19 protein-coding genes and 1 other annotated feature are annotated in these 23,416 nt (G+C 47.9%); of the genes, 2 read left to right on the forward strand and 17 right to left on the reverse strand.

Features of this window, described 5'->3' with window-relative positions; genetic code table 11:
- Nucleotide 1: 1 nt before the first annotated feature.
- The 9 genes from Q0785_RS13045 to Q0785_RS13085 all read right to left on the reverse strand — a co-directional run bounded on the left by Q0785_RS13045 (nucleotide 2) and on the right by Q0785_RS13085 (nucleotide 10,479).
- Nucleotides 2-1,045, reverse strand: a complete 1,044-nt coding sequence (locus tag Q0785_RS13045; RefSeq protein ID WP_298830414.1) for a type IV pilus twitching motility protein PilT — start codon at nucleotides 1,043-1,045, stop codon at nucleotides 2-4.
- Nucleotides 1,046-1,048: 3 nt separating this feature from the next.
- Nucleotides 1,049-2,707: an ATPase, T2SS/T4P/T4SS family gene (locus Q0785_RS13050; RefSeq protein WP_298830416.1), complete on the reverse strand. Its 1,659-nt coding sequence runs from the start codon at nucleotides 2,705-2,707 to the stop codon at nucleotides 1,049-1,051.
- 22 nt (nucleotides 2,708-2,729) lie between these two features.
- Nucleotides 2,730-4,325, reverse strand: a complete 1,596-nt coding sequence (locus tag Q0785_RS13055) for a VanW family protein (protein WP_298830418.1) — start codon at nucleotides 4,323-4,325, stop codon at nucleotides 2,730-2,732.
- Nucleotides 4,315-4,725 carry a hypothetical protein gene (locus tag Q0785_RS13060; protein ID WP_298830420.1) on the reverse strand — a complete coding sequence of 137 codons (411 nt, stop codon included), beginning with the start codon at nucleotides 4,723-4,725 and terminating at the stop codon, nucleotides 4,315-4,317. The genes Q0785_RS13055 and Q0785_RS13060 overlap by 11 nt, the downstream gene beginning before the upstream one ends.
- Before the next feature lie 29 nt (nucleotides 4,726-4,754).
- Nucleotides 4,755-6,320 (reverse strand): hypothetical protein, encoded by a 1,566-nt coding sequence (locus Q0785_RS13065; RefSeq protein WP_298830422.1) that lies wholly within the window; start codon nucleotides 6,318-6,320, stop codon nucleotides 4,755-4,757.
- On the reverse strand, nucleotides 6,307-6,801 hold the full coding sequence (locus tag Q0785_RS13070; protein WP_298830424.1) for a prepilin-type N-terminal cleavage/methylation domain-containing protein: 495 nt from the start codon (nucleotides 6,799-6,801) through the stop codon (nucleotides 6,307-6,309). The genes Q0785_RS13065 and Q0785_RS13070 overlap by 14 nt, the downstream gene beginning before the upstream one ends.
- 1 nt (nucleotide 6,802) lies before the next feature.
- The gene (locus Q0785_RS13075; protein ID WP_298830425.1) at nucleotides 6,803-7,318 is read right to left on the reverse strand and encodes a type II secretion system protein; all 516 of its coding nucleotides are present in this window, start codon (nucleotides 7,316-7,318) and stop codon (nucleotides 6,803-6,805) included.
- Nucleotides 7,319-7,536: 218 nt separating this feature from the next.
- Complete coding sequence (locus tag Q0785_RS13080) at nucleotides 7,537-9,240, reverse strand: sensor domain-containing diguanylate cyclase (RefSeq protein ID WP_298830427.1); 1,704 nt, start codon at nucleotides 9,238-9,240, stop codon at nucleotides 7,537-7,539.
- A 51-nt stretch (nucleotides 9,241-9,291) separates the two neighbouring features.
- Nucleotides 9,292-10,479: a folylpolyglutamate synthase/dihydrofolate synthase family protein gene (locus Q0785_RS13085; protein WP_298830429.1), complete on the reverse strand. Its 1,188-nt coding sequence runs from the start codon at nucleotides 10,477-10,479 to the stop codon at nucleotides 9,292-9,294.
- 71 nt (nucleotides 10,480-10,550) lie between these two features.
- Between Q0785_RS13085 and Q0785_RS13090 the strand changes: the two genes are divergently transcribed.
- The gene (locus tag Q0785_RS13090; protein WP_298830431.1) at nucleotides 10,551-11,414 is read left to right on the forward strand and encodes a RimK family alpha-L-glutamate ligase; all 864 of its coding nucleotides are present in this window, start codon (nucleotides 10,551-10,553) and stop codon (nucleotides 11,412-11,414) included.
- Complete coding sequence (locus tag Q0785_RS13095) at nucleotides 11,411-12,208, forward strand: alpha-L-glutamate ligase (protein ID WP_298830433.1); 798 nt, start codon at nucleotides 11,411-11,413, stop codon at nucleotides 12,206-12,208. The genes Q0785_RS13090 and Q0785_RS13095 overlap by 4 nt, the downstream gene beginning before the upstream one ends.
- A gap of 454 nt (nucleotides 12,209-12,662) precedes the next feature.
- Here the strand turns inward: Q0785_RS13095 and Q0785_RS13100 are convergent, their stop codons facing one another.
- From Q0785_RS13100 to hemA, 8 genes are all read right to left on the reverse strand, one after another.
- Complete coding sequence (locus Q0785_RS13100; protein ID WP_298830435.1) at nucleotides 12,663-15,296, reverse strand: valine--tRNA ligase; 2,634 nt, start codon at nucleotides 15,294-15,296, stop codon at nucleotides 12,663-12,665.
- Nucleotides 15,297-15,346: 50 nt separating this feature from the next.
- Nucleotides 15,347-15,568, reverse strand: a binding site (T-box leader).
- Nucleotides 15,569-15,589: 21 nt separating this feature from the next.
- The gene (locus Q0785_RS13105) at nucleotides 15,590-16,642 is read right to left on the reverse strand and encodes an AbrB family transcriptional regulator (RefSeq protein WP_298830437.1); all 1,053 of its coding nucleotides are present in this window, start codon (nucleotides 16,640-16,642) and stop codon (nucleotides 15,590-15,592) included.
- Between the two features lie 166 nt (nucleotides 16,643-16,808).
- Nucleotides 16,809-18,095 (reverse strand): glutamate-1-semialdehyde 2,1-aminomutase, encoded by a 1,287-nt coding sequence (gene hemL, locus Q0785_RS13110; RefSeq protein ID WP_298830440.1) that lies wholly within the window; start codon nucleotides 18,093-18,095, stop codon nucleotides 16,809-16,811.
- Entirely contained in the window at nucleotides 18,092-19,075 is a 984-nt protein-coding gene (gene hemB, locus Q0785_RS13115) for a porphobilinogen synthase (protein ID WP_223638280.1), read from the reverse strand. The genes hemL and hemB overlap by 4 nt, the downstream gene beginning before the upstream one ends.
- Nucleotides 19,072-19,773, reverse strand: coding sequence for a uroporphyrinogen-III synthase (locus tag Q0785_RS13120; RefSeq protein WP_298830442.1), 702 nt, complete (start codon nucleotides 19,771-19,773; stop codon nucleotides 19,072-19,074). The genes hemB and Q0785_RS13120 overlap by 4 nt, the downstream gene beginning before the upstream one ends.
- Nucleotides 19,766-20,695, reverse strand: coding sequence for a hydroxymethylbilane synthase (hemC, locus tag Q0785_RS13125; RefSeq protein ID WP_298830444.1), 930 nt, complete (start codon nucleotides 20,693-20,695; stop codon nucleotides 19,766-19,768). The genes Q0785_RS13120 and hemC overlap by 8 nt, the downstream gene beginning before the upstream one ends.
- Before the next feature lie 17 nt (nucleotides 20,696-20,712).
- Complete coding sequence (gene ccsA, locus Q0785_RS13130; protein ID WP_223638290.1) at nucleotides 20,713-21,543, reverse strand: cytochrome c biogenesis protein CcsA; 831 nt, start codon at nucleotides 21,541-21,543, stop codon at nucleotides 20,713-20,715.
- An 84-nt stretch (nucleotides 21,544-21,627) separates the two neighbouring features.
- Complete coding sequence (gene hemA, locus Q0785_RS13135) at nucleotides 21,628-23,001, reverse strand: glutamyl-tRNA reductase (protein ID WP_223638292.1); 1,374 nt, start codon at nucleotides 22,999-23,001, stop codon at nucleotides 21,628-21,630.
- Between the last annotated feature and the right edge of the window lie 415 nt (nucleotides 23,002-23,416).

Genomic DNA, 23,416 nt, shown 5'->3' on the forward strand with positions numbered 1-23,416 from the left:
GTTATTCCGCTCCCTTCAAGTATGGCTGGGCGATTTCCCGCGTGATTTTGCCTTTTTTCAACAGCTCCTGGACAGACGTTTCCATCATGTGCATGCCGGACGCCCGGTTCGTCAGGATGACGTTCGGAATCTGGTGGACTTTCTCGGAGCGGATCAAGTTGGCGATGGCCGGATTGGAAATCATGATCTCGGTTGCGGCGACGCGTCCTTTGCCGTCAGAAGTAGGCAGCAGGCGCTGGGAAATGACCGCTTTGATGATGCCGCCGAGCTGGGTACGGATCTGTGCATGCTGTTCGTGCGGAAAAACGTCGATGATCCGTTCGATGGTCGATGCGGCACTCGACGTATGCAGCGTCCCCATGACCAAATGGCCGGTTTCAGCTGCGGTGATGGCCGTCGTGATCGTTTCCAGGTCGCGCATCTCACCGACCAGGATGACATCGGGATCTTGCCGGAGTGCAGCACGAAGTCCATTGGCGAATGAATTCGTATCAAAGCCGACTTCGCGCTGGTCGATGACCGAAGTGCCGTGTTTGTGCATATACTCGATCGGATCTTCCAACGTGATGATGTGCTTGGTCATGTGTTCATTCATGTAGCGGATCATGGCGGCGAGTGTCGTCGATTTACCGGAACCCGTCGGACCGGTCACGAGAATCAAACCTTGATGCGTATCGGCCAGTTTTTTCAACGTATCCGGCATTTGCAGGTCGTCGATGGTCGGAATCCGGGAAGGGATGGTCCGGAACGCATGGGAAATGGAACCGCGCTGATGGAATGAGTTGACGCGGTAACGCGCCACTCCGGCGATGGAGTAGGAATAATCCATCTCGCCTTTTTCCAGGAAGGTGTCCCATAAGGATTCCGGCATCAACGCTTTGGCGATCGCCATGGTATCGTCGGGCATTAGTTTTTTGTCGCCGAACTGGATCAAGGTGCCGTTCATCCGGAAAATCGGAGGAATGCCGGTGGTCATATGGATATCGGAGACATTCCGCTCTTTGGCTTCAGTCAATACATGGTCGATGAAAGTTGTCGTAGGCATAGGTTAGTCTGTCATGGCAACGCGAAGTACTTCTTCCGTCGTTGTCATGCCCTCCTTTACTTTTAATAAACCGTCGTCGATGAGGAAGATGGTTTTATTTCTTATCGCGATTTCACGGATTTCCGCTGCGGTGCCGCCGCGATTGATGACGTCTTTGATGGCTTCGTCCACCACCAGCACTTCATGGATTGCCATACGGCCTTTATAGCCGCTCATATTGCATTGCGGACAGCCTTTGCCGCGTGCGATGGTGTCGATCTGGATGCCGCGCTTGGCGAAAATCTCTTTTTCACGGATGGTCGCCCCCTGTGTTTCACGGCAGTCACGGCAGACGCGCCGTATGAGACGCTGTGCCACAACGGCGTTCAAGGAAGCCGTCACGAGGAAGGGCTCGATGCCCATATCCATCAGGCGGGTGATCGACGCGATCGAATCGTTGGTGTGGATCGTGCTCAGCACCAAATGCCCAGTTAGTGAAGCCCGTATGGAAATGTCGGCTGTTTCCTTGTCGCGGATTTCCCCGACCATGACGATGTCGGGATCTTGGCGCAAGATCGACCGTAATCCGGCCGCAAACGTCAAGCCGACATTGGCGTTCACCTGGATCTGGTTGATGCCTTCCAGCTGGTACTCGACGGGGTCTTCGACGGTGATGATGTTGACTTCCTCGGAATTCAGCTTGTTCAGCGCCGCATACAATGTCGACGATTTCCCTGAACCCGTCGGCCCGGAAATGAGGATGATGCCATTCGGTTTGTCGATTTCGCGCATAAAGCGTTCCATATTGACGTCGTTAAAACCAAGTTTCGAGATGTCGGTGAGGTTTTGGCTCAAGTCCAAAATCCGCATGACGATCTTTTCGCCGAACACGGTCGGGAGAGACGATACACGCAGATCAATGGCACGGAAATCGACCGTGGTCTTGATCCGGCCATCCTGCGGAATGCGGTTTTCCGTGATGTCCAGGTTCGCCAAAATCTTGATGCGTGCCGTGATCATCTGCTGCATGGTCTTCGGCAGGATCCGCTCAGTGCGGAGGGTGCCGTCGATCCGGTAACGCACCAGGATGCGGTTTTCCTGCGGGTCAAAATGGACGTCGCTGGCTTTTTGCGAAACGGCGTTCGACAGGATCTGGTTGACCAGCCGGACAATCGGCGCATCCAGGTCGTTCAATTCACTTTGCTGCTCTTCTGCCATCTGCGGCAATTCTTCCAACAACTCATCATACGATTCTTCATCGTAGTATTTCGCAATGGTTTTGACGATGTCTTCTTTTGAAGCGATCGTCGGTTCGATCTGGAAGCCGGTCGTCAGCCGAAGATCATCAATGGTGATGAAATCTGTCGGGTCATTCATGGCAATAAACAGCCGGTCGCCTTCGGTTTTAAGCGGCACCAGCAGTTTGCGCTTGGCGAACTCTTTCGGCACCACATTGAACAGCATCGGATCGAACGGATAGCGGAACAGCGAGACATGTGGAATGCCGAGCTGCACTTCCAGTGTTTCGATCAATTGCTGCTCGGTGATGATGCCGCGCTGGAGTAAGGCATCACCCAACTTCTGATCGTTCTGTTTGCCGTTCAGCGTTTCCTGTAAATCCGCTTGTGTCAATAACCCTTGTTCGACTAAGATGTCGCCTAACCTTCTTCTGACAATCGCCATTTCGATCTCTCCTTCCTTGCACTTACTCTGTTACGATCTTGCCGCCTTTATCATAGACCGGTTTTTCATCGGCTTTATCCGGATCTTTTGCCGGGCCAGTTGGTGCCGGCACATCGTGTTCGCCGTCTCCGTCCTTATCGATAAAGCCCGGCTGGCCGGTTGTCGGAACTTCCGGAGTAACTGTGCCGTCGTGGACACCATCGCCATTCGCATCAATAAAGCCTGGTTGGCCGACTGTTGGAACGGTCGGCATTGCGGTTGTTCCGTCATGGACGCCGTCCCCATCGGCATCGACAAAGCCCGGTTGTCCGGAAGTCGGCGGTGTTGTCGGACCATCATGGATCCCATCGCCATCCGCATCAACAAAGCCCGGTTGTCCCGCTATAGGCGTCGTGGTGGTTCCGTCATGGATGCCGTCTCCATTGGCATCGATGAATCCAGGTTCACCGGCGACGGGCACTGTAGCTTCCGGCGCTGCAGGCTGCGTGAGTGGATAGACTTCCACACGATGGACTGGCGGATAGAAATCATTCGATACCGTCTCCACTTCCAATGGTTCATCATCTTCCAGAATCGTCCGGATGACATTCAGCCGCTTGCCGGACAATCCTGTTTCTTCGACTTTATTGCCACTCGTGACAAATGCACTGTATTGCTTGATCAAGCGCGGCTGGATATCCGTTTCTTCCGTAATGCCGATCGCGTAGGAATAGACGAACGGATAACCGCTGATGGATGCGTTCACTGAATCGCTGGATTTCGACAGATTCAACGTGAACGAACTGTCATTCGGATTGGTGAAGACAAAGTCGATTGCAAGCTGGCGGTTGATCGCCGCTTCCTGTCCAAGCGGAATCGAAGCGGGAACCTGTGAACCGATGCTGCGTTCATCTATTTGGAAATTGGTCTGCAGCAAAGCGCCATAGATGGCTGAAGCGATTTGCGTCAGCTCCCCATCACTGATATCTGTCAGCGGAAGCTCCGCAATAAATTCAAGAAATGAAAACTGTGTTCCCGGCGCTAATTGGATGCCGTCTAAGGCATCGATGACCGTTGAACTGTCGAGGCTTGAGAAACTTGCTGGAAATACCACATCCGACACTTTTTCACGGGATAAGCTGAGGCTGTCATCGCTGATCGCTACATTCGTTTTTGTCTGCCCTACCTGGAGTGCTGTTTCCAGCTTCTCATTGATAGCTTCTACGTCTGCTCCCGAAAAAGCGGCGACGGGGAAATGCTCGGCTAAGAACGCCCCGGTTGTATCCGGCGACAGCTGGAAAACAAAGCCGTTCTGCGAACCGGTCTCTGCACTGCCCACTGTTTCATCGAGTAAAATCTGCGCATTTTCCAGTGGGTACTGTTCTGTTGCATCCTGGTAAGTGACATGCAGTTCAGCATCTGCGCGCCAAGTTTCTGACTGGCCGGCAAACAGCATTTTCGCTGAGGCCACTTCCATATTGGAAACATCGGTCGTGCCGATATACGTGTTGTCGCCGAATTCCTCTGTCGGAAACAGCCAGTTATCCACAGCATAAGCGCCCGCATTGGTCGCTCCGAATACGAATAGCGCTAAGCCGAAAACGGCTGCAAAAGTCAATCCAAATAATTTATTGTCCACGGGTAATCTCCTCTCGATCGGCATCAATCGACTGCATACCGAACGGTTTCGGCTTTTGGGCTGGTTCTGCAGCAACAGGCGTTTCTTCTGTTGTCGCCAAATAGGTTTTGGTGTTTTTCTGCTTCTGCTCGCGGCGCTCTTCCATCAGGCGCTGCTTTTCGTTTTGCTCTTTTTCGACCAGCTTCATGAAGATGAAAGCGGCCAGAAACGACACACCCAGCAATGCCAAAGCCACTATGTACCAGGCATAAGCTCCCTGCATCAGTATCGCAATCCCGGCAGCGGCAAGTCCGCCTCCGGCAATGGTCATCCGCTTAGCGAGCGGAACCTGTTTGAAAAGTAGATAAGTAAGCGGCAAAACCACTGCCGCCAGAATGATGAAAATCAGTATGCGTATCATGTAGATCCTCCTGTTTGGTAAACTATCTTTTAATATTTGATCTCCATCTCAATTTCAGTATCAATCGGATTCGGTACCGAGACGTCTAATGGTTGTGTGCTCGTGTTTTTGAGAGTTACGCCGCAATTTTCCAAAAAAGTTGAGTACGTGTCTTCACGTTGAACAAAAAGATCGGTCATCTTATGTGTAACTTTGTCGATTGTAACGGTTCGATCTACATTATTCACAGTTTTCAATTCAAAAAACTTGTCTTTATCTGTTGAAAAATAAGATAGAGCCCCACTTTCCGAAAACTCGATTTCCTGTGCCAGTCGCTTCAGGTCATCACTGTCAATCCGGTCGATATCCAGGCAAAGCCTTGAATAGTTGGAAATTTCAATATGGTTTTTCCAATCTATATTTGCTATTTTCGATGTTCCATTAATCGTGTCATACCCAAGGATGAGAAAATTGGTATAGTACATATTTTTGATATTGACATCCACTGTCAGCTCTTTGACGATGATTGTTTGTTTAACTCCATTTTTCCCCAGATTAATCAGGTTATTTCCGGCATCCAACTTACCATTGATGATAAGGTTGGCATTAATAAGGTTATTCATATTGTTGGATGCGGCAGCATCATTTTCCTGAACCACCAAATTGATGCCTTCGAAATTTAAGTTATTGCAGTTATTATTACAAACATAATTACCGAAATCATTGGTATAAACCCGAAAATCGGCAGGATCGAAATTTAATGCCTTGATTTTTTGAATAAAAATATTTAATTTCTCTCCGGATGCTGCTGCACATTCATAAGGAGCTGTAGCTGTCTTATCAACAACGCTCTGCAGAAGATCAGCGCAGGAACGAGTCGGTGGAATCAATGTAAATATTTTTTCATAAGTCAAATCTTCATCTTTTGTAACTAGAATTGTATCCACTTTGATGGATTCTTCGGCATTTAGAAAACTCTCAGGTATTTTCACATAAAATTTTGCAGTCAAATGCTTTAAAACTTTATCTGAAGAGCCTTGGGACGTAATATCGGTAGAGCCTTCGACCACCATATCAATCTTGATGGATGCTACTTCTTTTTTGTCTGGAGAGGCTGATTCGACATCAGCTAAGTCAGCGTTCAACTTTGTCGCAGTCACATCAGACACCGAATAATCGATTTCCTCAGCAGAAAAAGGAACTGTTTTAACTCCTATTCGGTCATGAAGCTCTTTTACTTTAGCTAGGATGCGCTCAATGTATAATGTTTTCATTTCATCATCAATATTACTTTCCCATTGGTCTCGTTCGAATTCCGTATCACAAGCCGTGCCAAGAGGATATTTAATACACTCAATCAACGAATTCAGCTTAAGTTGCGTCTGATCACTCATTTCTTGCTTAAGCATTTTGAGCTCCCGCTCAAAATCCGAAGTGAAGTAAAGTGTTCCCATTTCCGCAGCTGCCACTGCTTGATTGGTAACATCGATTGTCTGTTCCTGTCTTGCATGGTTCATAGACCCGGCGATAAAAGTTGCGGATATGCCCATAAATAAAACTACAACCAATAACACGATCAATAAAGCGTAGCCTTGCTGATGTTTAAGATGCTTCATTTTCCAGCCCCCTCTTATACATGCCAGTAATGATTCTAGTCAAGACTGTATCGATAGAGATCGTTGTTTTTCCTGAAATGAGCTTTAAGTTGATTGCAGTATTCTGTTCTTTTGGCAAGATGATAACTTCGGTAAAAGGTGCTCCCGTATAAACGGACCCATTGATGGCTGTTTCTTCATAGTTATAGGTTTTATCCAGGACTCTTTCGAAAGAACCGCAACCTTCATCATCAAAGCAGGTTTTCAATACAAGCTGTCCATTTTCAAAACCAAGCGAGTAACTATCACTTTTTCTATGGGCAGATGCTAGTTTCGCGATAATCAAATTAGCATCCTGTTGGATTTGGGTTTTTGAAGTTTCAACTACACTATGCTTAAAGCCAATCGACATTGCCGTCCACGCAACGCCAGCGATGAGGGAAACCAGAACGAGCGCTGCAAGAAGTTCGACCAAGGTTATTCCTTTTTCGTTTTTTTTCATATCAATCAGCCTTCTTTTCGATGACAAATTTAATATATGAATAAGTTTCGCTGCTGACGCGGCTGCCTTCATAAACCTTCAGATGGATTTTATGCAGTTGCGCCAAGCTCGGATCATGACATTTCAAACTATTTTCATCTTCTTCCAGAAAGGGCTGACAGCTGAGGTAAATGTCAGCTTCATAGCGATAATCATCCACTTTTACATAACGAATAAAATCAGGGTTCGGAGCAATTTCAGCATAGCCGGCTGCGGGCATTTTGACACTTAGTACTGCTTTGAAATCTTCATATATAGAAGGATCGGCCAGGTCACGTTCTCCTTGCCACTCTGCTGCTCCGACTATACTAGCCATCTCCTGCCTTGCCAGGTTCATGGTATCCAGTTTGGTTTCTGTTTTTGCATTAAATAAGGTCATTTGAGGGAAGATGGACATAATGCCGACGAACAGGATGCCTAATATGACTACCGCTGCCAATACTTCGACTAAGGTTAATCCTTTATCATTCATACTCATCGGCTTCGCCTCCTCAAACATACATGAATATATCCCTTTTTATTCCTATTAAAAGAAACTTTTTATCTAAACATTAACTTAGCTACATTATTACATTCTTTCCGCCCCGTTGAACAGTGTTTTATCATGAACTTCAAAATTTATTGTTAAAAATAACAATAAAACTCTTTTCAAAATAGGAAAAAAGACTACAGCAGGGAGTAATCCCTGCTGTAGCCTTATTTTGAGTATGCTGCGACTTTATTCCGCCCAGCTTGTTTTGCTCCGATATACAACGCGCGGTCCGCATTCCGGATCAATGCCATCCCTTCATCGCTGTCATCCGGCGCCGTGGATACCCCGATGCTCAAGGTGATGTGGACAATCTGTTGTCCACGGTCGTCTCCCAGATCGCTCTTAATGAGGAATTCATGTTTTTCGATGCGTCTGCGCAAGTTTTCAGCGAGCAGCATGGCCAAGTCTTTGCTGTAGTCCGTGAGCAATACTACAAATTCTTCACCGCCATAACGAGCGATGGTTCCTTCTTCACCAATTTCCTCTGTAAGGATAGCAGCCAGTTGAACCAAAATATCATTGCCGCTTTGGTGGCCGTAACGGTCATTGATGCTCTTGAAATGATCGATGTCCATCATGATCAGCGACAGCTGCTCCAGCTTGCCTTTATGCATTTCTGCGATGCAGCTTTCCAGACTTTCATCCAAATAGCGGTAATTGTATAATTTGGTCAGTCCACAACGTTCGCTTTTCGCGATGACTTTTTGCATATAGCTGGTTTTTTCCAGCGATACGGCAAAATAGGTACTGAGGATTTCTAAGATCTGCAGCTGGTGTTTAGCGAAAGCGTATCTCTTTTTCGACGCCAGCACCAGGACGCCTTCTGTTTTGTTATTGCGGGCAATCGGCGTAGCCATCAGACTTTCTGTATCTTTTGGAAGATTTCCCGTGATCAGGTCCTGCCACTGGCTTTTTTCATCATAGATGTAAGAGTCGTTGGTGACGATCACTTTTCCTGCAATTCCTCTATTATAAGGAATCGATGCAATTTCACGCGGCTGCAGTTGATTGTTTTCGTAAATCCGCAGCATCTGTTGTTGGCCATCCCGGTAATCGATGACATAGGCATATTCGACTTTGAACATCTTGGCGACCTGCACGACAAATTGATCGAGCACTTCATTGGTCTCCAAACGATCTGCAAGCTGATGGCCAATGGCTCCAGCTCTTTTCAAGTCAATGTTCACCTGTTCCGAGCTGGTGAACTTCTTCATGACAGCGGCCATGATGAAAAATGGAACGCCCAGTAAAACGAGTGCCGGAATCCCGATATACGATTCGAACATGTACAAGGCAATGGCAAATGGGAAGATCACCAACATCAATACAAAGTCCCAAATGGCATCGATGGAAAAGAATTTGCTGCGATTGCCGGTCGTATAATCATATAACTTATAGATGACTTGGTTGCTGAGAACAGATACTACCTGAAAAACCAATCCGTAAACGATGACATGCGTCAGCTCCAATGATCCGATCTGGCCTCCGGCACCTATGTAAGCCAGTCCGGCAATCAAGGAAACCAGGAAAAACATCAGTGAGTTGAATGGAATCCGCAGCGATTGTTCTTCATTCGTCCGGATTCGGTACAGCACAATCAACATGGAGGCTTGGGAAACCAGCATTTCGATAAAAAGGCCATACTTCAGGAACAAGGCCACCGTCACCCATTGCACCAAAAAAGTCGAAGCGCCGTTGATGTTCATCGGCATCAAGCTCATCAATACAAAAAACAGCACATACGCCAGTAAATTCCACGGGTCGGCTACAGATGGCGGGAAGAAATGATAAACAATAACCAGGCCTGCCGGAACAATTAAAGCCCATAGGCACCAAAGAATTTTTTTACGTGTAAAATTACTCCCCATACCATCTCCCCTTTCTGAAACAAATTAAATGATGTTCACGCTATTCAACTACTATGCTTGATAATGCTGAAAAAAGGATTTTGCGGTATTTCGCAATAAAACGAGAAGATGCAGAGAACCTGTGACTATAGTCTCTTCTTCTTCTTTATATACAGGTAATATATCACATAAATTTGTAATTGTCTTTCTTTTGCTTTTACTTTCTTCATATAATATTTTGGCTGGCAATGCACGTTCATTGTCAAAATCAACAAAGGTGAAATGATCGCTGACCGTTTCCAGCTTACGCAGGGCACTTACATAATCCTTGTCTTTGAATATCCCCATGACGATGTGGACCGGCCGCTCCGGAAATGTTTCATTTATCGTCGCAACCAATGCATCAATGCTCGCTTCGTTATGGGCGCCGTCAAAAATGACTCCTGGATAGACTTCTTCAAACCGGTACGCAAGCGTTGCGGATTCAAGGCCGAGCAGCGCTTTGTCTTCATTGAAATCCAACCTAAGAAGTTCTTTCGCAGCTTCTATTGCCAATGAGGCATTTTTTTGCTGATGCGGCCCTTTTAACTTCAATGGAACATCAATATCCTGGTTAGGGCATATCACTTCGGCGTGAAGACGGTCAGCCGTTTCCAGAACGATTTTCATAGCCGGATTCGGCAGCTCGCCGATGACGATAGGCTTCCATTTCTTTATGATGCCGGCCTTGTGGCGGGCAATTTCTTCTATTGTATTCCCTAGGAAATGAGTATGGTCGATGGCGATCGATGGAATGATGGCAATTTCGGAATCGATGACATTGGTGCTGTCGAGCGCTCCTCCCATGCCTGCTTCGATGATGGCAAAATCGGGCGATTGTTCCTGGAAAACGACGAATGCCGCAGCCGTCAAAAGCTCAAAATCAGTCAAAGGTGTTTTTAAGCGGCTCAAGCGTTCCATTACTTGGCTAAGTTCAGCCGGACTGACGGGCTCCCCGTTGATCTGGATTTGATCGTGAAGATCTTCAATGCAGGGCGAATAGAAATTTCCCACGCGATAACCATGCGCTTGGAGGATTGCTGACAGGAACGCAGCTGTTGATCCTTTGCCATTGGTTCCTGCTAAATGAATGAACCTGCCGCTTTGATGAGGATTCCCCAGCTCTTCCAGTGCAGCCGTTATGGCCTCCAGTCCCGGATGGATGGATGAATCTGTATGTATATTCCATTTGCTTTTGTATTGTTCAAGTCCAATTATCATAAGAAGCCTCTTTTCCGCGGTAAACATGATACACTTTTTGAGTATGATTATAGCACGAAGGTGGAATGGATATGACGAGTTGTTGGGTTATTTACAACGGAAGCCTGGTTTCCGATAAGTTTGCAGACCAAGCCAGGCTTGTCGCTGAAGCTGCAGAAAGAGCCGGCATCGCCGTAACGATCAAGAAAAACTACGAAACCGTGATGGATTTATCAGTTAACTTCAGTATACCTGATTTTGCAATATTATTGGATAAAGATATCTTGCTTGGATATTTTTTGAAGAGTCGAGGCGTACCGGTCTATAACGACCCTTCCGTCATCGATTTATGTGATAATAAAGCCACACAATACGTCCAGCTGGCTGCAGAAGGCTTGCCGATGCCACGAACGATTGTCGCGCCGAAAGTCTACCCGAATTTCTCCATTATGGATTCCGGTTATTTCGAAGAGATCATCGACCGGCTGAAGCTGCCGATGATCATCAAGGAAGGCCATGGCTCATTCGGCATGAAGGTCTACTTGATCGAAACCGAAGAGCAGTTCTACGAAAAAGTCGACAGTCTTCGAGGCATCGATTTTGTATTTCAGGAGTTCATCGCTACGAGCCGCGGCCGTGACATCCGCGTCAATATTGTCGGCGGAAAGATTGTCGCTGCCATGTACCGCCATTCGGACACCGATTTCCGCGCCAACATCACCAATGGCGGCGTAGCTTCACCCATCGAACTGACCGCAGCCCAGCAGGAACTCGCACTCGCAGCCGCTCAGGCAGTCGGTGCAACTTTCGCCGGAGTCGATTTGCTGTTCGGTGAAAACGAAGAACCACTGGTTTGTGAAGTGAATGCCGCTGCCCATATCCGCAACATCTTGAATGTCACGGGAGTCAATGTCGCAGATGCCATGATCGCTTATATATTGGAGGACTTAACATGAAACTTCTCTACGAAACGGATGATGCCGAACGCAACTATGGATTTATCGAAGAATTGCAGCGCTTTGGCGAGTTCGAGCTGATCAAATGGGATGACTGGAGCGAAAATGGCCAAGCAATGCTTGTGGATAAGTTGCAGGGTGAAACTGTCCTGTTCCGCGCACGTCGACCTGAAGCTGCCCGTTTTTTGGAAGACCACGGAATCCATCTGGTGAACCGGGCCGAGGTCAATCGCATCGCCAATGATAAATGGCAAAGCTACCAGTTGTTCCTGCTGATCGGTGTACAAGCAATCCCGACCTACCGGGAAGCGATGGAATTTCCGTGCATCGCCAAAACGGCTGACGGCCATGGCGGTTCGGAGGTATGGCTCGTTGATAAGGCTAAAGACATTCCAACCGCCGCTTCCCCACTTGTTTTTCAGCCGGTGGTCGAACACCAGTCAGATGTCCGCGCCTACGTCATCGGCACAGAACTCGTCGGTGCCGTCAAACGCAGTTCTAAGGATTCCTTCAAGGCCAATTACTCGCTCGGTGGAAACATTGAGAAGTACGTACTTAGCGCTGCGCAGGAAAAAGACGTCCTGAGAATCGCCCGCGCCTTGAACAGCGACTATATCGGCATCGACTTTCTGCTGCTCGAAGACGGAAGGCACGTGTTCAATGAAATCGAAGATCCCGTCGGCGCCCGCTCCTTTTACGAGACGCATGAAGAAAACATCGCCGAGCTATTAGTTGAGCATATGCGGAAACTTGAAAAACATGCACCATATCGTCAGGAAGATCGGCCGAAGTAGGTAGTCAGAAATCATAAAATCGCTTTGGTCGCATAGGGCCGAGTTCCTAAAGTAAGAGTTATAAAACTCCTGCTTCTGCATCGCTTCGCTAGCTTCGAAGCTAAGAGAATAAGCGAATTCGAAGTGCGTATTTAGTTTCCACGTCTATATACCAAATTTAGAGCTATGTAAGTTTAACTGCAGAATGACTTTTTTATTCATTATGTTCTTTCTTCTAAGAATTCTTTAGCTGTTAACAAATAAAAATTTATATTATTCTTCTTAAATAATAGGATATGGAGCAAACTAGCGGAGACTCCCGTGGGAGCAGCGCAGCGATATATATGAAATCCACTTGGGCGCTAAGCCCAAGTTAGTTCGGCGCAAGCCCATAGGAAAGCGGAGCTGGTTTGCGGAACATCCCTATAAAACACAAAAACCGCTCTCCCATCCGGGAAAGCGGTTTTTCTTATTCTTACAGGTTCTGCAATTCTACAATGCGTTTTTCAACCGTTGCGTGTTTTTCCACGTAATCGGCTTGCTTCGCACGTTCTTCTGCAACAACGGCTTCAGGTGCTTTGGAAACAAAGCGTTCATTCGACAACTTACCGCTGACGAGTTTCACTTCTTTCGCCCATTTTTCCAGTTCCTTGTTCAGACGCGCAAGCTCTGCATCGATATCGATCAAGCCTTCAAGCGGCATGAACAACTCAGCACCGGACACGACAGCTGACATCGACTTTTCAGGAGCTTCGATGTTTTGGCCGATCGTCAATGTTTCCGGGTTGCAGAAACGTTCGATGTACGCTGCGTTCGCTTCAAGTACGGCATGCGTATTCGCGTCTTTCGCTGAAATCGTCAATGGCACTTTCTTGCTCATCGGCGACTGCACTTCCGCACGGATGGTCCGTACGGAACGGATGACATCCATCAACAGCTTCATGCTTGAAGACTGGCTTTGGTCCGTCAGGGAATCATCCACTGTCGGCCATGCGGCGATTGTGATCGATTCGCCTTGATGCGGCAGGTTCTGCCAGATTTCTTCCGTGATGAACGGCATGAACGGATGCAATAGGCGCATCGTGTTATCCAGTACATAGGCAAGAACCGAACGCGTCATTTTCTTCGCTTCTTCGTCTTCGCCGTATAATGGCAATTTTGACATTTCGATGTACCAGTCACAGAAATCGTCCCAGATGAAGTTGTAGAGCGAGCGTCCCACTTCACCGAATTCATAGCGTTCTGCAAGTTCCGTCACCTGTTCGATGGTTTCATTCAAACGGGTCAGGATCCATGAATCCGCTACGGATTTCTTGCCGGACAAATCGATTTGGTCGTACGTCATGCCTTCCATATTCATCAACGCGAAACGGGAAGCGTTCCAGATTTTATTGGCAAAGTTCCAAACGGACTCGACTTTGTCGTTCGAATAGCGGAGATCCTGGCCAGGTGATGAGGCGGTCGCCAGGAAGTAGCGCAGCGAATCCGCTCCGTATTCCGAAATGACATCCATCGGATCGACGCCGTTGCCGAGCGATTTGGACATTTTACGTCCTTCCGCGTCACGTACAAGACCATGGATCAACACGTCTTTAAACGGTTTTTCACCAGTGAATTCAAGCGCCTGGAAAATCATGCGGGATACCCAGAAATTGATGATATCGTAACCCGTAACCAAAGCATCGGTCGGATAGTAGCGGCTCAAATCATCGTTTTCTTCCGGCCAGCCGAGTGTCGAGAACGGCCATAGGGCAGATGAGAACCACGTATCCAGAACGTCTTCATCCTGCGTCCAGTTTTCAGCGTCAGCCGGTGCTTCATGACCTACGTAGATTTCGCCTGTTTCGTTATGGTACCAGGCTGGAATCTGATGTCCCCACCAAAGTTGGCGCGAAATACACCAGTCGCGGATGTTTTCCATCCAGTGCAGGTACGTCTTCTCGAAGCGATCCGGTACGAAGTTGACGCCCGCATCTGTTTTCTGCGCTTCCACCGAAGCCGCAGCTAAAGGCTTCATGTCAACGAACCATTGTGTCGACAGGTAAGGCTCAACAACTGCCCCGCTGCGTTCTGAATGGCCAACGGAATGCAGGTGCTCTTCGATTTTGAATAGAACATCCATGTCCTGCAGGTCTTTGATGATCTGCTTGCGGCATTCGAAGCGGTCAAGCCCCTCGTATTTGCCGGCGTTTTCGTTCATCGAACCGTCTTCGTGCATGATCAGGACGCGTTCAAGGTTATGGCGATTGCCGATTTCAAAGTCATTCGGGTCATGGGCAGGTGTGATTTTAACAGCGCCGCTTCCGAATTCCATATCCACATAGTCGTCCGCAACAATTTCCATTTCACGGCCGATGATCGGGAGGATGACTTTTTTGCCGATCAAATGCTGGTAGCGCTCGTCTTTCGGGTGAACCGCTACGGCTGTATCGCCAAGCATCGTTTCCGGACGGGTAGTCGCGATTTCAATGTGGCCGCTGCCGTCTGCTAGCGGATAACGCATATGATAGAACGCACCTTGTACGTCTTTGTAGATAACTTCAATATCGGAAATGGCGGTTTTCGTCGCCGGATCCCAGTTGATGATGTACTTGCCGCGGTAGATCAGTTTTTTCTCGTATAATTTTACAAAAACTTCACGAACCGCTTTTGACAATCCATCATCCAACGTGAAACGCTCACGGGAATAATCGAGGCCTAGGCCCAATTTTGACCATTGCTCACGGATATGGCCAGCGTACTGGTCTTTCCATTTCCATGATTCTTCAAGAAATGCTTCGCGGCCCAAATCGTAGCGTGAACGCCCTTCTTCTTTCAGTTTGCCTTCCACTTTCGCCTGCGTCGCGATGCCGGCATGGTCCATTCCTGGAAGCCAAAGTGCGTCAAAGCCCTGCATGCGTTTCATGCGTGTCATGATGTCCTGCAAAGTTGTATCCCAGGCATGCCCTAAATGCAGCTTGCCAGTAACGTTCGGCGGGGGAATCACAATGGTATACGGCGTTTTGCCGCTTTCCGGTTTCGCTTCGAAGAATTTGTTGTTGACCCACCAATCGTAACGCCCTTTTTCAATCGATTGCGGATCGTACTTGGTCGACATCTGTTCAGTCATTGGAATTCCTCCTCTAATTTCTGGCACAACGCAAAAAACTCCTGTCGTCTGTAAAGGACGAAGGAGTTTTTCGCGGTACCACCTTTATACACAGGTCCATTTTCAGACCTGGCTCTCAAGTTTCATAACGGATGTTAAGTCCGGTTCCCGCTACTCTGTTCACGGCAACTGCTCCAAGGTGACATTCAAATATGTGTCCATGAAAGCCTCTCACCAATCAGCCTTCTCTCTGAAATGCACGCACATTCTACTATCCTCTTCAACGCATGATTATCTAATTACCCTTATTGTACTCAATATCCGCTTTTAGCGTCAAGTTTTTTTACAATGAATGACACAAGCGGCGCCGCCACCAGCAGGATGAAGAACAAACGAAACAGCTGGAAGCCGGTGATGAGTGCCACATCTCCTCCAACGGCGAGCGCCGTGATCGCCATTTCCGCGATGCCGCCGGGTGCTGCACTTAAGAAGAAGTCGAGGAATATGTATTCCGGCAGCCAAGCCGTTAACACGAAGGCTATCAAGACAGTAAAGCCGATCAGCAGGATATTATTCAAAACAATCGCAGCACCCAAACGGAACGTCAGCTTATCGCCGATCCCTTCCATCTGCAAGCCGAGATTCGCTCCGATACACACTTGTGCGCTCGCAATCAACCAGTACGGCATATCGATCAGGACATCGCCTGAAACAGTCTGTACGGCGGCCAGGGTCAGTATAGGCGCCAGCAGTTCAGCAGCCGGAAAGCCGATTTTTTTCATGCCGGCGTAAAGCGCCCATCCGACAACGAACGCCATAACGAATAACAGCGGGGAAAACGCAAAAAGCCGCTGCTCCATTTCTCCTGCGCCTCTGCCGTTCAGAAAAATCGTCAGGAACGGCACAATGGTCACTACCATGAAAATCCGGATCGTTTGCATCATCGTCACGACGGTGATGTTCGCTGACTTGACGTCTTCCGCAATAACCACCATTTGTGCCAAGCCGCCGGGGATCGATCCAAGCAAACTGGTCGCCAGGCTTTCATGGACCATGCGCTTGAACAACAAGCCGAGCCCAATCGACAGCGCCACGACCGATACCGTCATGAACGCCATGTACGGCAAATCCACCACCATCAACAGCACTGCATCCCGCGTAAACGAGGAACCGATCTGCACGCCGAGCATCACCAGCCCCACTGTCCGCAGAATTTTTGGCCAGTATAAAGGAATTTTCGTAAATTGATTGACCAACAGCAACGCGAACATCGGCCCAAGCAGCCAAGGCAGAAACATCCCGACCGCTTCAAACACCGCTCCCGCTGCCGCCGCTATGAGCGCGGTCACTCCAAATGCCCTCACCATCATCCCTCCTTTTTCCAAGCGCTGTTAGTTCTTTCTATGTTACACGAAAGACCTCCATTCGTGGGCAGTAGATGTTATCCACCCGCAGTCTTTCTATTAATCATTAACCGAAAAAAAAGCGCTGGAGCATCTGGATGAACCAGACGCTTCAGCGCTCTCTTGTTGCTTAACGTGCCAACTTAGCAAATACGGTATGGAATGCTTCCACGGTTTTTGCAATATGCTCTTCCGTGTGGGCAGTCGAAAGGAACATGCCTTCAAACTGGGACGGCGGCAGGAAAATGCCTTCTTCCGCCATCAAGCGGTAATAGTCCGCGAACAACTCGGTGTCCGAAGTTTTTGCTGTTTCGAAATCGACTACCTCTTCGTTTGTGAAGAAGAACCCGATCATCGAACCTGCACGGTTGACGGTATGCGGGATATTGTATTTCGTCGCCGCTTCACGGAACCCTTTTTCAAGCTGGTTACCGCGTTCGATGAACACGTCGTAACTTTCTTCCGTCAGACGGGACAAGGTTTCAAAGCCTGCACGCATCGCCAATGGGTTACCTGACAAGGTGCCAGCCTGATAGATCGATCCGCTTGGTGCAACCTGCTGCATGATTTCACGTTTGCCGCCGAACGCACCGACCGGCAATCCGCCGCCGATGACTTTGCCGAGGCAAGTCATGTCCGGCGTTACGCCGAAATAGCCTTGTGCGCAATTGAAGCCGACACGGAAACCGGTCATGACTTCATCAAAAATCAAAATCGTGCCGTTTTCGTGCGTCAAATTGCGAAGCTCCGTCAAGAAGCCTTCATTTGGCGGCACAACGCCCATATTGCCGGCAACCGGTTCTACAATAACGGCAGCCAAATCGTCGCCGTATTCCTGGAAAGCTAAACGGACACTTTCAAGGTCGTTGTATGGAACCGTGATGGTGTTTTTAGCGATCGACGCTGGAACACCCGGTGAATCCGGCAAGCCCAACGTCGCGACGCCTGAACCTGCTTTGATCAGCAAGCTGTCGCCGTGGCCGTGGTAGCAGCCTTCAAATTTCAAAATCTTATCGCGGCCGGTATAGCCACGTGCTACGCGCAATGCGCTCATCGTCGCTTCCGTACCGGAAGATACCATGCGGACCATTTCAATCGAAGGAACGCGTTCCATGACCAATTTCGCCATGGTGTTTTCAAGTTCAGTCGGTGCGCCGAATGATGTTCCAAGCGCTGCCGTTTCCTGAATCGCTTTGACGACTTCCGGATGGGCATGGCCCAGAATCAGCGGCCCCCATGACAGGACGTAATCGATATACGTATTGCCATCGATGTCCGTGATGGTCGCTCCGCTGCCGGATTGCATGAAGATCGGATCCATATTGACCGATTTAAACGCACGGACCGGGCTGTTGACGCCGCCCGGCATTAGTTTCTTCGCTTCTGTGAATGCTGCCAATGATTTTTCGTATGTCATTTAGTTCCCTCCAACCAGCGTGCTGCATCTTTTGCGTGATAGGTCATTACGATATCCGCTCCTGCGCGCTTCATGCTCAATAAGGTTTCCAAAACGATTTTCTCTTCATCGATCCAGCCGTTCGCCGCTGCCGCTTTGACCATGGCATATTCGCCTGAAACATTATAAGCGACAATCGGAATATCGAAATTATCGCGGACTTCGCGGATGATGTCCAAATAAGACAATGCCGGTTTGACGATCATGAAATCTGCGCCTTCTTGAACGTCAGAAGTTGCTTCACGCAATGCTTCCATGCGGTTTGCCGGATCCATCTGGTAGGTTTTGCGGTCGCCGAATTGAGGCGTTGAATGAGCCGCTTCACGGAAAGGTCCGTAATAAGCGGAAGAATATTTGACGCCATAAGACATAATCGGCGTATTTTCAAAGCCTGCCTGGTCCAAGCCGTAGCGGATCGCTGCAACAAACCCGTCCATCATATTCGACGGGGCGATGATGTCGGCTCCTGCTTTTGCCTGAGAGACTGCAGTACGCGCCAACAGATCCAAAGATTCGTCGTTTAGGATAACGCCGTTTTCGATGACGCCGCAATGGCCGTGATCGGTGTATTGGCATAGGCACGTATCAGCGATGACCACAAGTTCCGGATGGCGATTTTTTGCAAAACGGATCGCTTCCTGCGTGATGCCGTGATCGTGATAAGCTTGTGTGCCGACTGCGTCTTTTTCGTTCGGTACGCCGAAAAGAATGACAGAAGGAATTCCAAGATCCACGACTTCATCCAGTTCTTCACCCAATTTATCCAATGAATAATGGTAAACACCTGGCATTGATGAAATCTCATGTTTGATGTTCTCGCCTTCAACGACAAAAATCGGATAAATGAAATCCTCTTTATGTAAGCTCGTTTCGCGGACCATCGACCGGATATTGGCAGAACCGCGTAAACGGCGGTGACGGTTAAAATTCAATTCTTTCATTTCGGTAAACTTCCTTTCGCTATTTCATTGATGACTTCCAAATAGGTATATTTTTTAGGTGTGAAATCCACAGTTCCGCCGTTTGCCTCAATGGCTTGTTTTGTGACGTGTCCAATGGCAGCGGTGCGGATATCCGACCAGTCTCCTCCTGCCTGCCGGTATGCCGACACAGCAGAGGGACTGGCAAATAGGATGGTGACATTTTTCAGGTTCGCCAGTTTTTTTGCATTGTTCAAATCCAGCACGGTATCGTAAACCGTCCACTCATCCACTTGCATGTGCATCGAAGCAATGGTGTTTTTCGCTAAATTGCCTTTGATGAACAGGCAGTTGACTTTACCGGACACAACCGGAAACTCCTGGATGAAATGGTCGGCACTAAAAACCCGTGGTATAAAGTCAACGGTGTAGCCATGTTGCTGCAGTACGGCAGCCGTCTGGTCCCCGACAGCCGCAATTTTTGCCGTCACGTTTTCATCGAGCTGGCAAAATGCCTGTGCACTGGTCCGGCTCGTGAAAATCAACCAATCGTAGCCACTGAGGTCCGGCTTGTCCAACTGGCGGACTTCAGTGGTGACGAGTGGTACATAAAGCGTCTCCGCTCCCAGTGATTGTGCAAGGTGAACCGCTTCCTCCGGTTCTCTGGAGCCGGTGAAAACGATGATTTCGCCTTGAAGCAAAAGAGCTTTCTCAGACATTGCTCTCAGCTTTAACGCGTTGAATCAAATCGTAGCCGCCTTGTGCACTGATTTTCTCAGCCACTTCACGGCCGGCTTCGATCGGGTCCCGGCTGATCGCTGTTTCCTTGAACACCTGATCCGCTTCGGGTGAAGAAATCAATCCTGTAAATGTAATTTCTCCATCTTTCACCGTTCCATATCCAGCAATCGGCACTTGGCAGCTGCCATCCATGTCACGCAGGAATTTGCGTTCTGCATTGACCGCCAAAGCTGTTTCTTCATGATTGAGTTTAGCAAGTTCCGCCAACAGTTCTTTGTCGTCTTCGCGGCATTCAATCCCTAACGCGCCTTGACCAATAGCTGGCAGGCACTCGTCGACTTCCAGGAATTCCGTCACTAAATCATCTTTCCAGCCCATCCGCTTCAAACCGGCTGCTGCTAAAATGATGGCGTCAAAATCGCCCGCCTTCAATTTTGCAAGACGTGTATCAATGTTGCCGCGGATCCATTGGATATCAAGGTCCGGACGCAACAGCAAAAGCTGTGAACTGCGGCGCAGGCTGCTTGTTCCGACAACTGCTCCAATCGGAAGGTCCAATAATTTCACATGGTCGTTGGCGATGTACGCGTCGCGCGGATCTTCGCGTTCTGGAATACATCCTATCGTTAGCGTTTCCGGCAATACAGAAGGCATATCTTTCATGCTGTGGACAGCAAAATCGATTTCTTTATTGAACAGTGCCTGTTCAATTTCTTTGACGAAAAGACCTTTGCCGCCGACTTTTGACAGCATAACATCAACAATGCGATCGCCTTTCGTGACGATTTCCTTGATTTCAAATTCAAATGGCGATCCCGCCGCTTTTAACTTATCGATAAACTGGTTGGTTTGTGTCAACGCCAGCTTGCTTCTTCTTGAACCTACAATAATTTTTCTCAAATGAATCCTACCCTTCTTTAATACCAAAAATGAAATTCAGATAATCGGCTGCCTAAAAAGAAATTGATCAGCAGCAGTAAAAATGCATACGTATGGGCCAGAGCGTAATTCATCCCATTCAATGAACCTTTGCGGTGCCACCACAGCACGAAGCTGTAGACCACCAGCAAGATGAATGATCCAACGATCTTCATGTCGAATATGGAGAACGTAGCAAGCGAAATAAATGCCCATTGCAGCCCCAGCACCAACGACACGAACAGCAGCGAAATTCCGACGAGGATTGAAATCGTCATGAATTGCTGCGTTTGGCCAAGTGATGGCAAATTTGCCCATTGCTTGGTCCATTTTTTCTGCTTCAGCATTCTATAGAGAATCATGTGAAGCGCCGAAAAAACGAACGACAGGGAGAAAGCCACATAGGAAAGAATCGCGAAGCTGATGTGGATGAACAATAATTCCGATACCAATGCTTCCCCTACAGGCGACCGTTCAATCTGGACCGGTGCGAACGTATGGATCGTCATGAAGATGAACCCGATGATATTGATGAAAAATACAGCAAAATCAAAGCGGTAGAAAATCCTCAGAACGAGCGACAGCGTCACTAAGAGCCAGGCATAAAAGTAAATACCTTCAAACAAAGTCAATATCGGGAATCGCTGGGTCTCGAAGATATACAAGCCCAGGAAGATCGTTTGCAGTACCCAGACAATGCCGAGCAAGCTCATGGCGATCCGGCTGGCTCTCTTCTCTTTATATAAGTAGTCTATAAAATAAAAAACAAGGCTGACAGCATATAGTATAACCATAGCTTCGTGCAGCCTTGCCATTGTTATATCAGCCATCCCATTCCCCTTCGTTTCCATAGTTAAAGGCGTTCCGTCTCTACATTTTAACATATAGATCCGAAAACGCCTCTTTTAGAAAGCTTAAAATGAATATTTGGGAGTTTCAGTTGTTGATTGCTGGGTTTGAAGAACGGCTTTATCCGTTTTCTTTTGTGGTGCTTTCGATTGTTTTTCTATCTCTTGCTCAACTTCATCTTCAATACCGAAAATTTGCATGAATAATTCCAATTGCTCACGTGATTTAGGCGCTCCACCCATTTCCTTCGCCTGCAGAATCGGATCTTTCAACAACTGATTGATGATCGATTTGGTATGTTTGTTGAGAATTTTCTTTTCACGGTCAGTCAAATCCGGCATTTTGTTTTCAATGCTCGCCATTGTCTCAGCCTGTATGCCAAGTGCTTTTTGACGAAGCGCAGAAATTACCGGTACGACGCCAAGCGTTGTCAGCCAGTCATTGAACTGAAGAGCTTCCTGATCGATCATGGTCATTATTTGGCCAGCTGCGCGTTCACGCTCTGCCAGATTCGCTTCCACAATCCCCTGCATGTCATCGATATCATACAGGAACACATTCGGCAATTCGCCGATGCGGGGATCCATATCACGTGGAACTGCGATATCCACCATGAATAACGGTTTGCCTTTGCGAAGCTTCTCTACAAACTGCATCAACTCAAGGTCGATGACAAAGTCTGCTGATCCCGTTGAGGAAATCAGGATATCCGCTTCAAGCAAGGCACATTGCAATTGGTTCAAGGGCTTCGCTTTGCCGCCGAATTTGCCGGCAAGCAATTCTGCCTTCTCGAATGTCCGGTTGATGACCGTTACGCGGTCAGCCCCGCTTCCCTGAAGGTTCTTGATGGCCAATTCGCCCATTTTTCCGGCGCCTAAAATAACAACATGTTTGTTTTTAAGCGTGCCAAAAATCTTCTTGCCGAGTTCAACCGCCGCGTAAGATACAGAAACTGCATTTTCGCCAATGGCTGTCTCAGAATGCGCTTTTTTCGCCAACGTTACGGCCTGTTTGAACAGTTGGTTAAACACGGTTCCTGTCGTGCCATATTCCTGGCCAGCAAGGAAACTGCTTTTCACTTGCCCAAGAATCTGCGTTTCGCCCAATACCATTGAGTCGATGCCAGCCGTTACACGGAACAAATGTTCAACCGCTTCGTCCTGTTCATAGACAAATAAATACTGAGAAATGGCTTCTTGGGGCAGGCCAAAATAATCAGCAAGAAATTGCTTCACATAATACTTTCCTGTGTGAAGCTGGTCCACGACCGCATAGATTTCCGTCCGGTTACAGGTGGAAACGATCACGTTCTCCAATATGCTTTTTTGTTCTTTTAACGCCTGCATCGCCTGTGGCAGCTCATGTTCTATGAATGAAAGCTTTTCGCGGATCTCCACGGGTGCAGAGCGATAATTCACCCCGACTACTAATGTATGCATGGGTACAAAACACCTTTCACGTTCAATATTTCCTATAAATTTAGTATACCACTTATTTTGTTTATTATGCTTTTGAAATTGTGAACAAGGCATGAATATAGATCTTATTTATAATTATTATAAACTAATAGTAGCAAAGGCTTTTGTTGTCTACAAGTATAACGCTCTTAGTCGGAATTACCTGTTAACTCAGAGGATTAATGATGGGGAATTCTTTTGTTTAGCGGTAAAAATTCGCTCCAGGCGGACGCTTTTCTATCATTAGCCAATCTCTTTCTCGTTGGTACGCTAAGCATCTGGAGCAAATCAGCGGAGACTCCCGCAAAAGCAGCATGGCAATCTCCAACAGCCACTTCACGAAGCTAATGCATTGATGAACAAATATGGTTTTCAAAAGTTAGTTTGCGGAGTATAT

It is taken from the genome of uncultured Planococcus sp. (genome assembly GCF_947501725.1).
Classification (GTDB): Bacteria; Bacillota; Bacilli; order Bacillales_A; family Planococcaceae; genus Planococcus; species Planococcus donghaensis_C.

What these genes read in the sequence shown, in the direction of transcription:
- Q0785_RS13100 (WP_298830435.1), bottom strand. Translation starts at nt 15,296, where the DNA reads ATGACTGAACAGATGTCGACCAAGTACGATCCGCAATCGATTGAAAAA.
- hemB (WP_223638280.1), bottom strand. Translation starts at nt 19,075, where the DNA reads ATGAAAGAATTGAATTTTAACCGTCACCGCCGTTTACGCGGTTCTGCC.
- ccsA (WP_223638290.1), bottom strand. Translation starts at nt 21,543, where the DNA reads ATGGCTGATATAACAATGGCAAGGCTGCACGAAGCTATGGTTATACTA.
- Q0785_RS13085 (WP_298830429.1), bottom strand. Translation starts at nt 10,479, where the DNA reads ATGATAATTGGACTTGAACAATACAAAAGCAAATGGAATATACATACA.
- Q0785_RS13065 (WP_298830422.1), bottom strand. Translation starts at nt 6,320, where the DNA reads ATGAAGCATCTTAAACATCAGCAAGGCTACGCTTTATTGATCGTGTTA.
- Q0785_RS13090 (WP_298830431.1), top strand. Translation starts at nt 10,551, where the DNA reads ATGACGAGTTGTTGGGTTATTTACAACGGAAGCCTGGTTTCCGATAAG.
- Q0785_RS13050 (WP_298830416.1), bottom strand. Translation starts at nt 2,707, where the DNA reads ATGGCGATTGTCAGAAGAAGGTTAGGCGACATCTTAGTCGAACAAGGG.
- Q0785_RS13060 (WP_298830420.1), bottom strand. Translation starts at nt 4,725, where the DNA reads ATGATACGCATACTGATTTTCATCATTCTGGCGGCAGTGGTTTTGCCG.
- Q0785_RS13095 (WP_298830433.1), top strand. Translation starts at nt 11,411, where the DNA reads ATGAAACTTCTCTACGAAACGGATGATGCCGAACGCAACTATGGATTT.
- Q0785_RS13045 (WP_298830414.1), bottom strand. Translation starts at nt 1,045, where the DNA reads ATGCCTACGACAACTTTCATCGACCATGTATTGACTGAAGCCAAAGAG.
- hemA (WP_223638292.1), bottom strand. Translation starts at nt 23,001, where the DNA reads ATGCATACATTAGTAGTCGGGGTGAATTATCGCTCTGCACCCGTGGAG.
- hemL (WP_298830440.1), bottom strand. Translation starts at nt 18,095, where the DNA reads ATGACATACGAAAAATCATTGGCAGCATTCACAGAAGCGAAGAAACTA.
- Q0785_RS13075 (WP_298830425.1), bottom strand. Translation starts at nt 7,318, where the DNA reads ATGAGTATGAATGATAAAGGATTAACCTTAGTCGAAGTATTGGCAGCG.
- Q0785_RS13105 (WP_298830437.1), bottom strand. Translation starts at nt 16,642, where the DNA reads ATGGTGAGGGCATTTGGAGTGACCGCGCTCATAGCGGCGGCAGCGGGA.
- Q0785_RS13070 (WP_298830424.1), bottom strand. Translation starts at nt 6,801, where the DNA reads ATGAAAAAAAACGAAAAAGGAATAACCTTGGTCGAACTTCTTGCAGCG.
- Q0785_RS13080 (WP_298830427.1), bottom strand. Translation starts at nt 9,240, where the DNA reads ATGGGGAGTAATTTTACACGTAAAAAAATTCTTTGGTGCCTATGGGCT.
- Q0785_RS13120 (WP_298830442.1), bottom strand. Translation starts at nt 19,773, where the DNA reads ATGTCTGAGAAAGCTCTTTTGCTTCAAGGCGAAATCATCGTTTTCACC.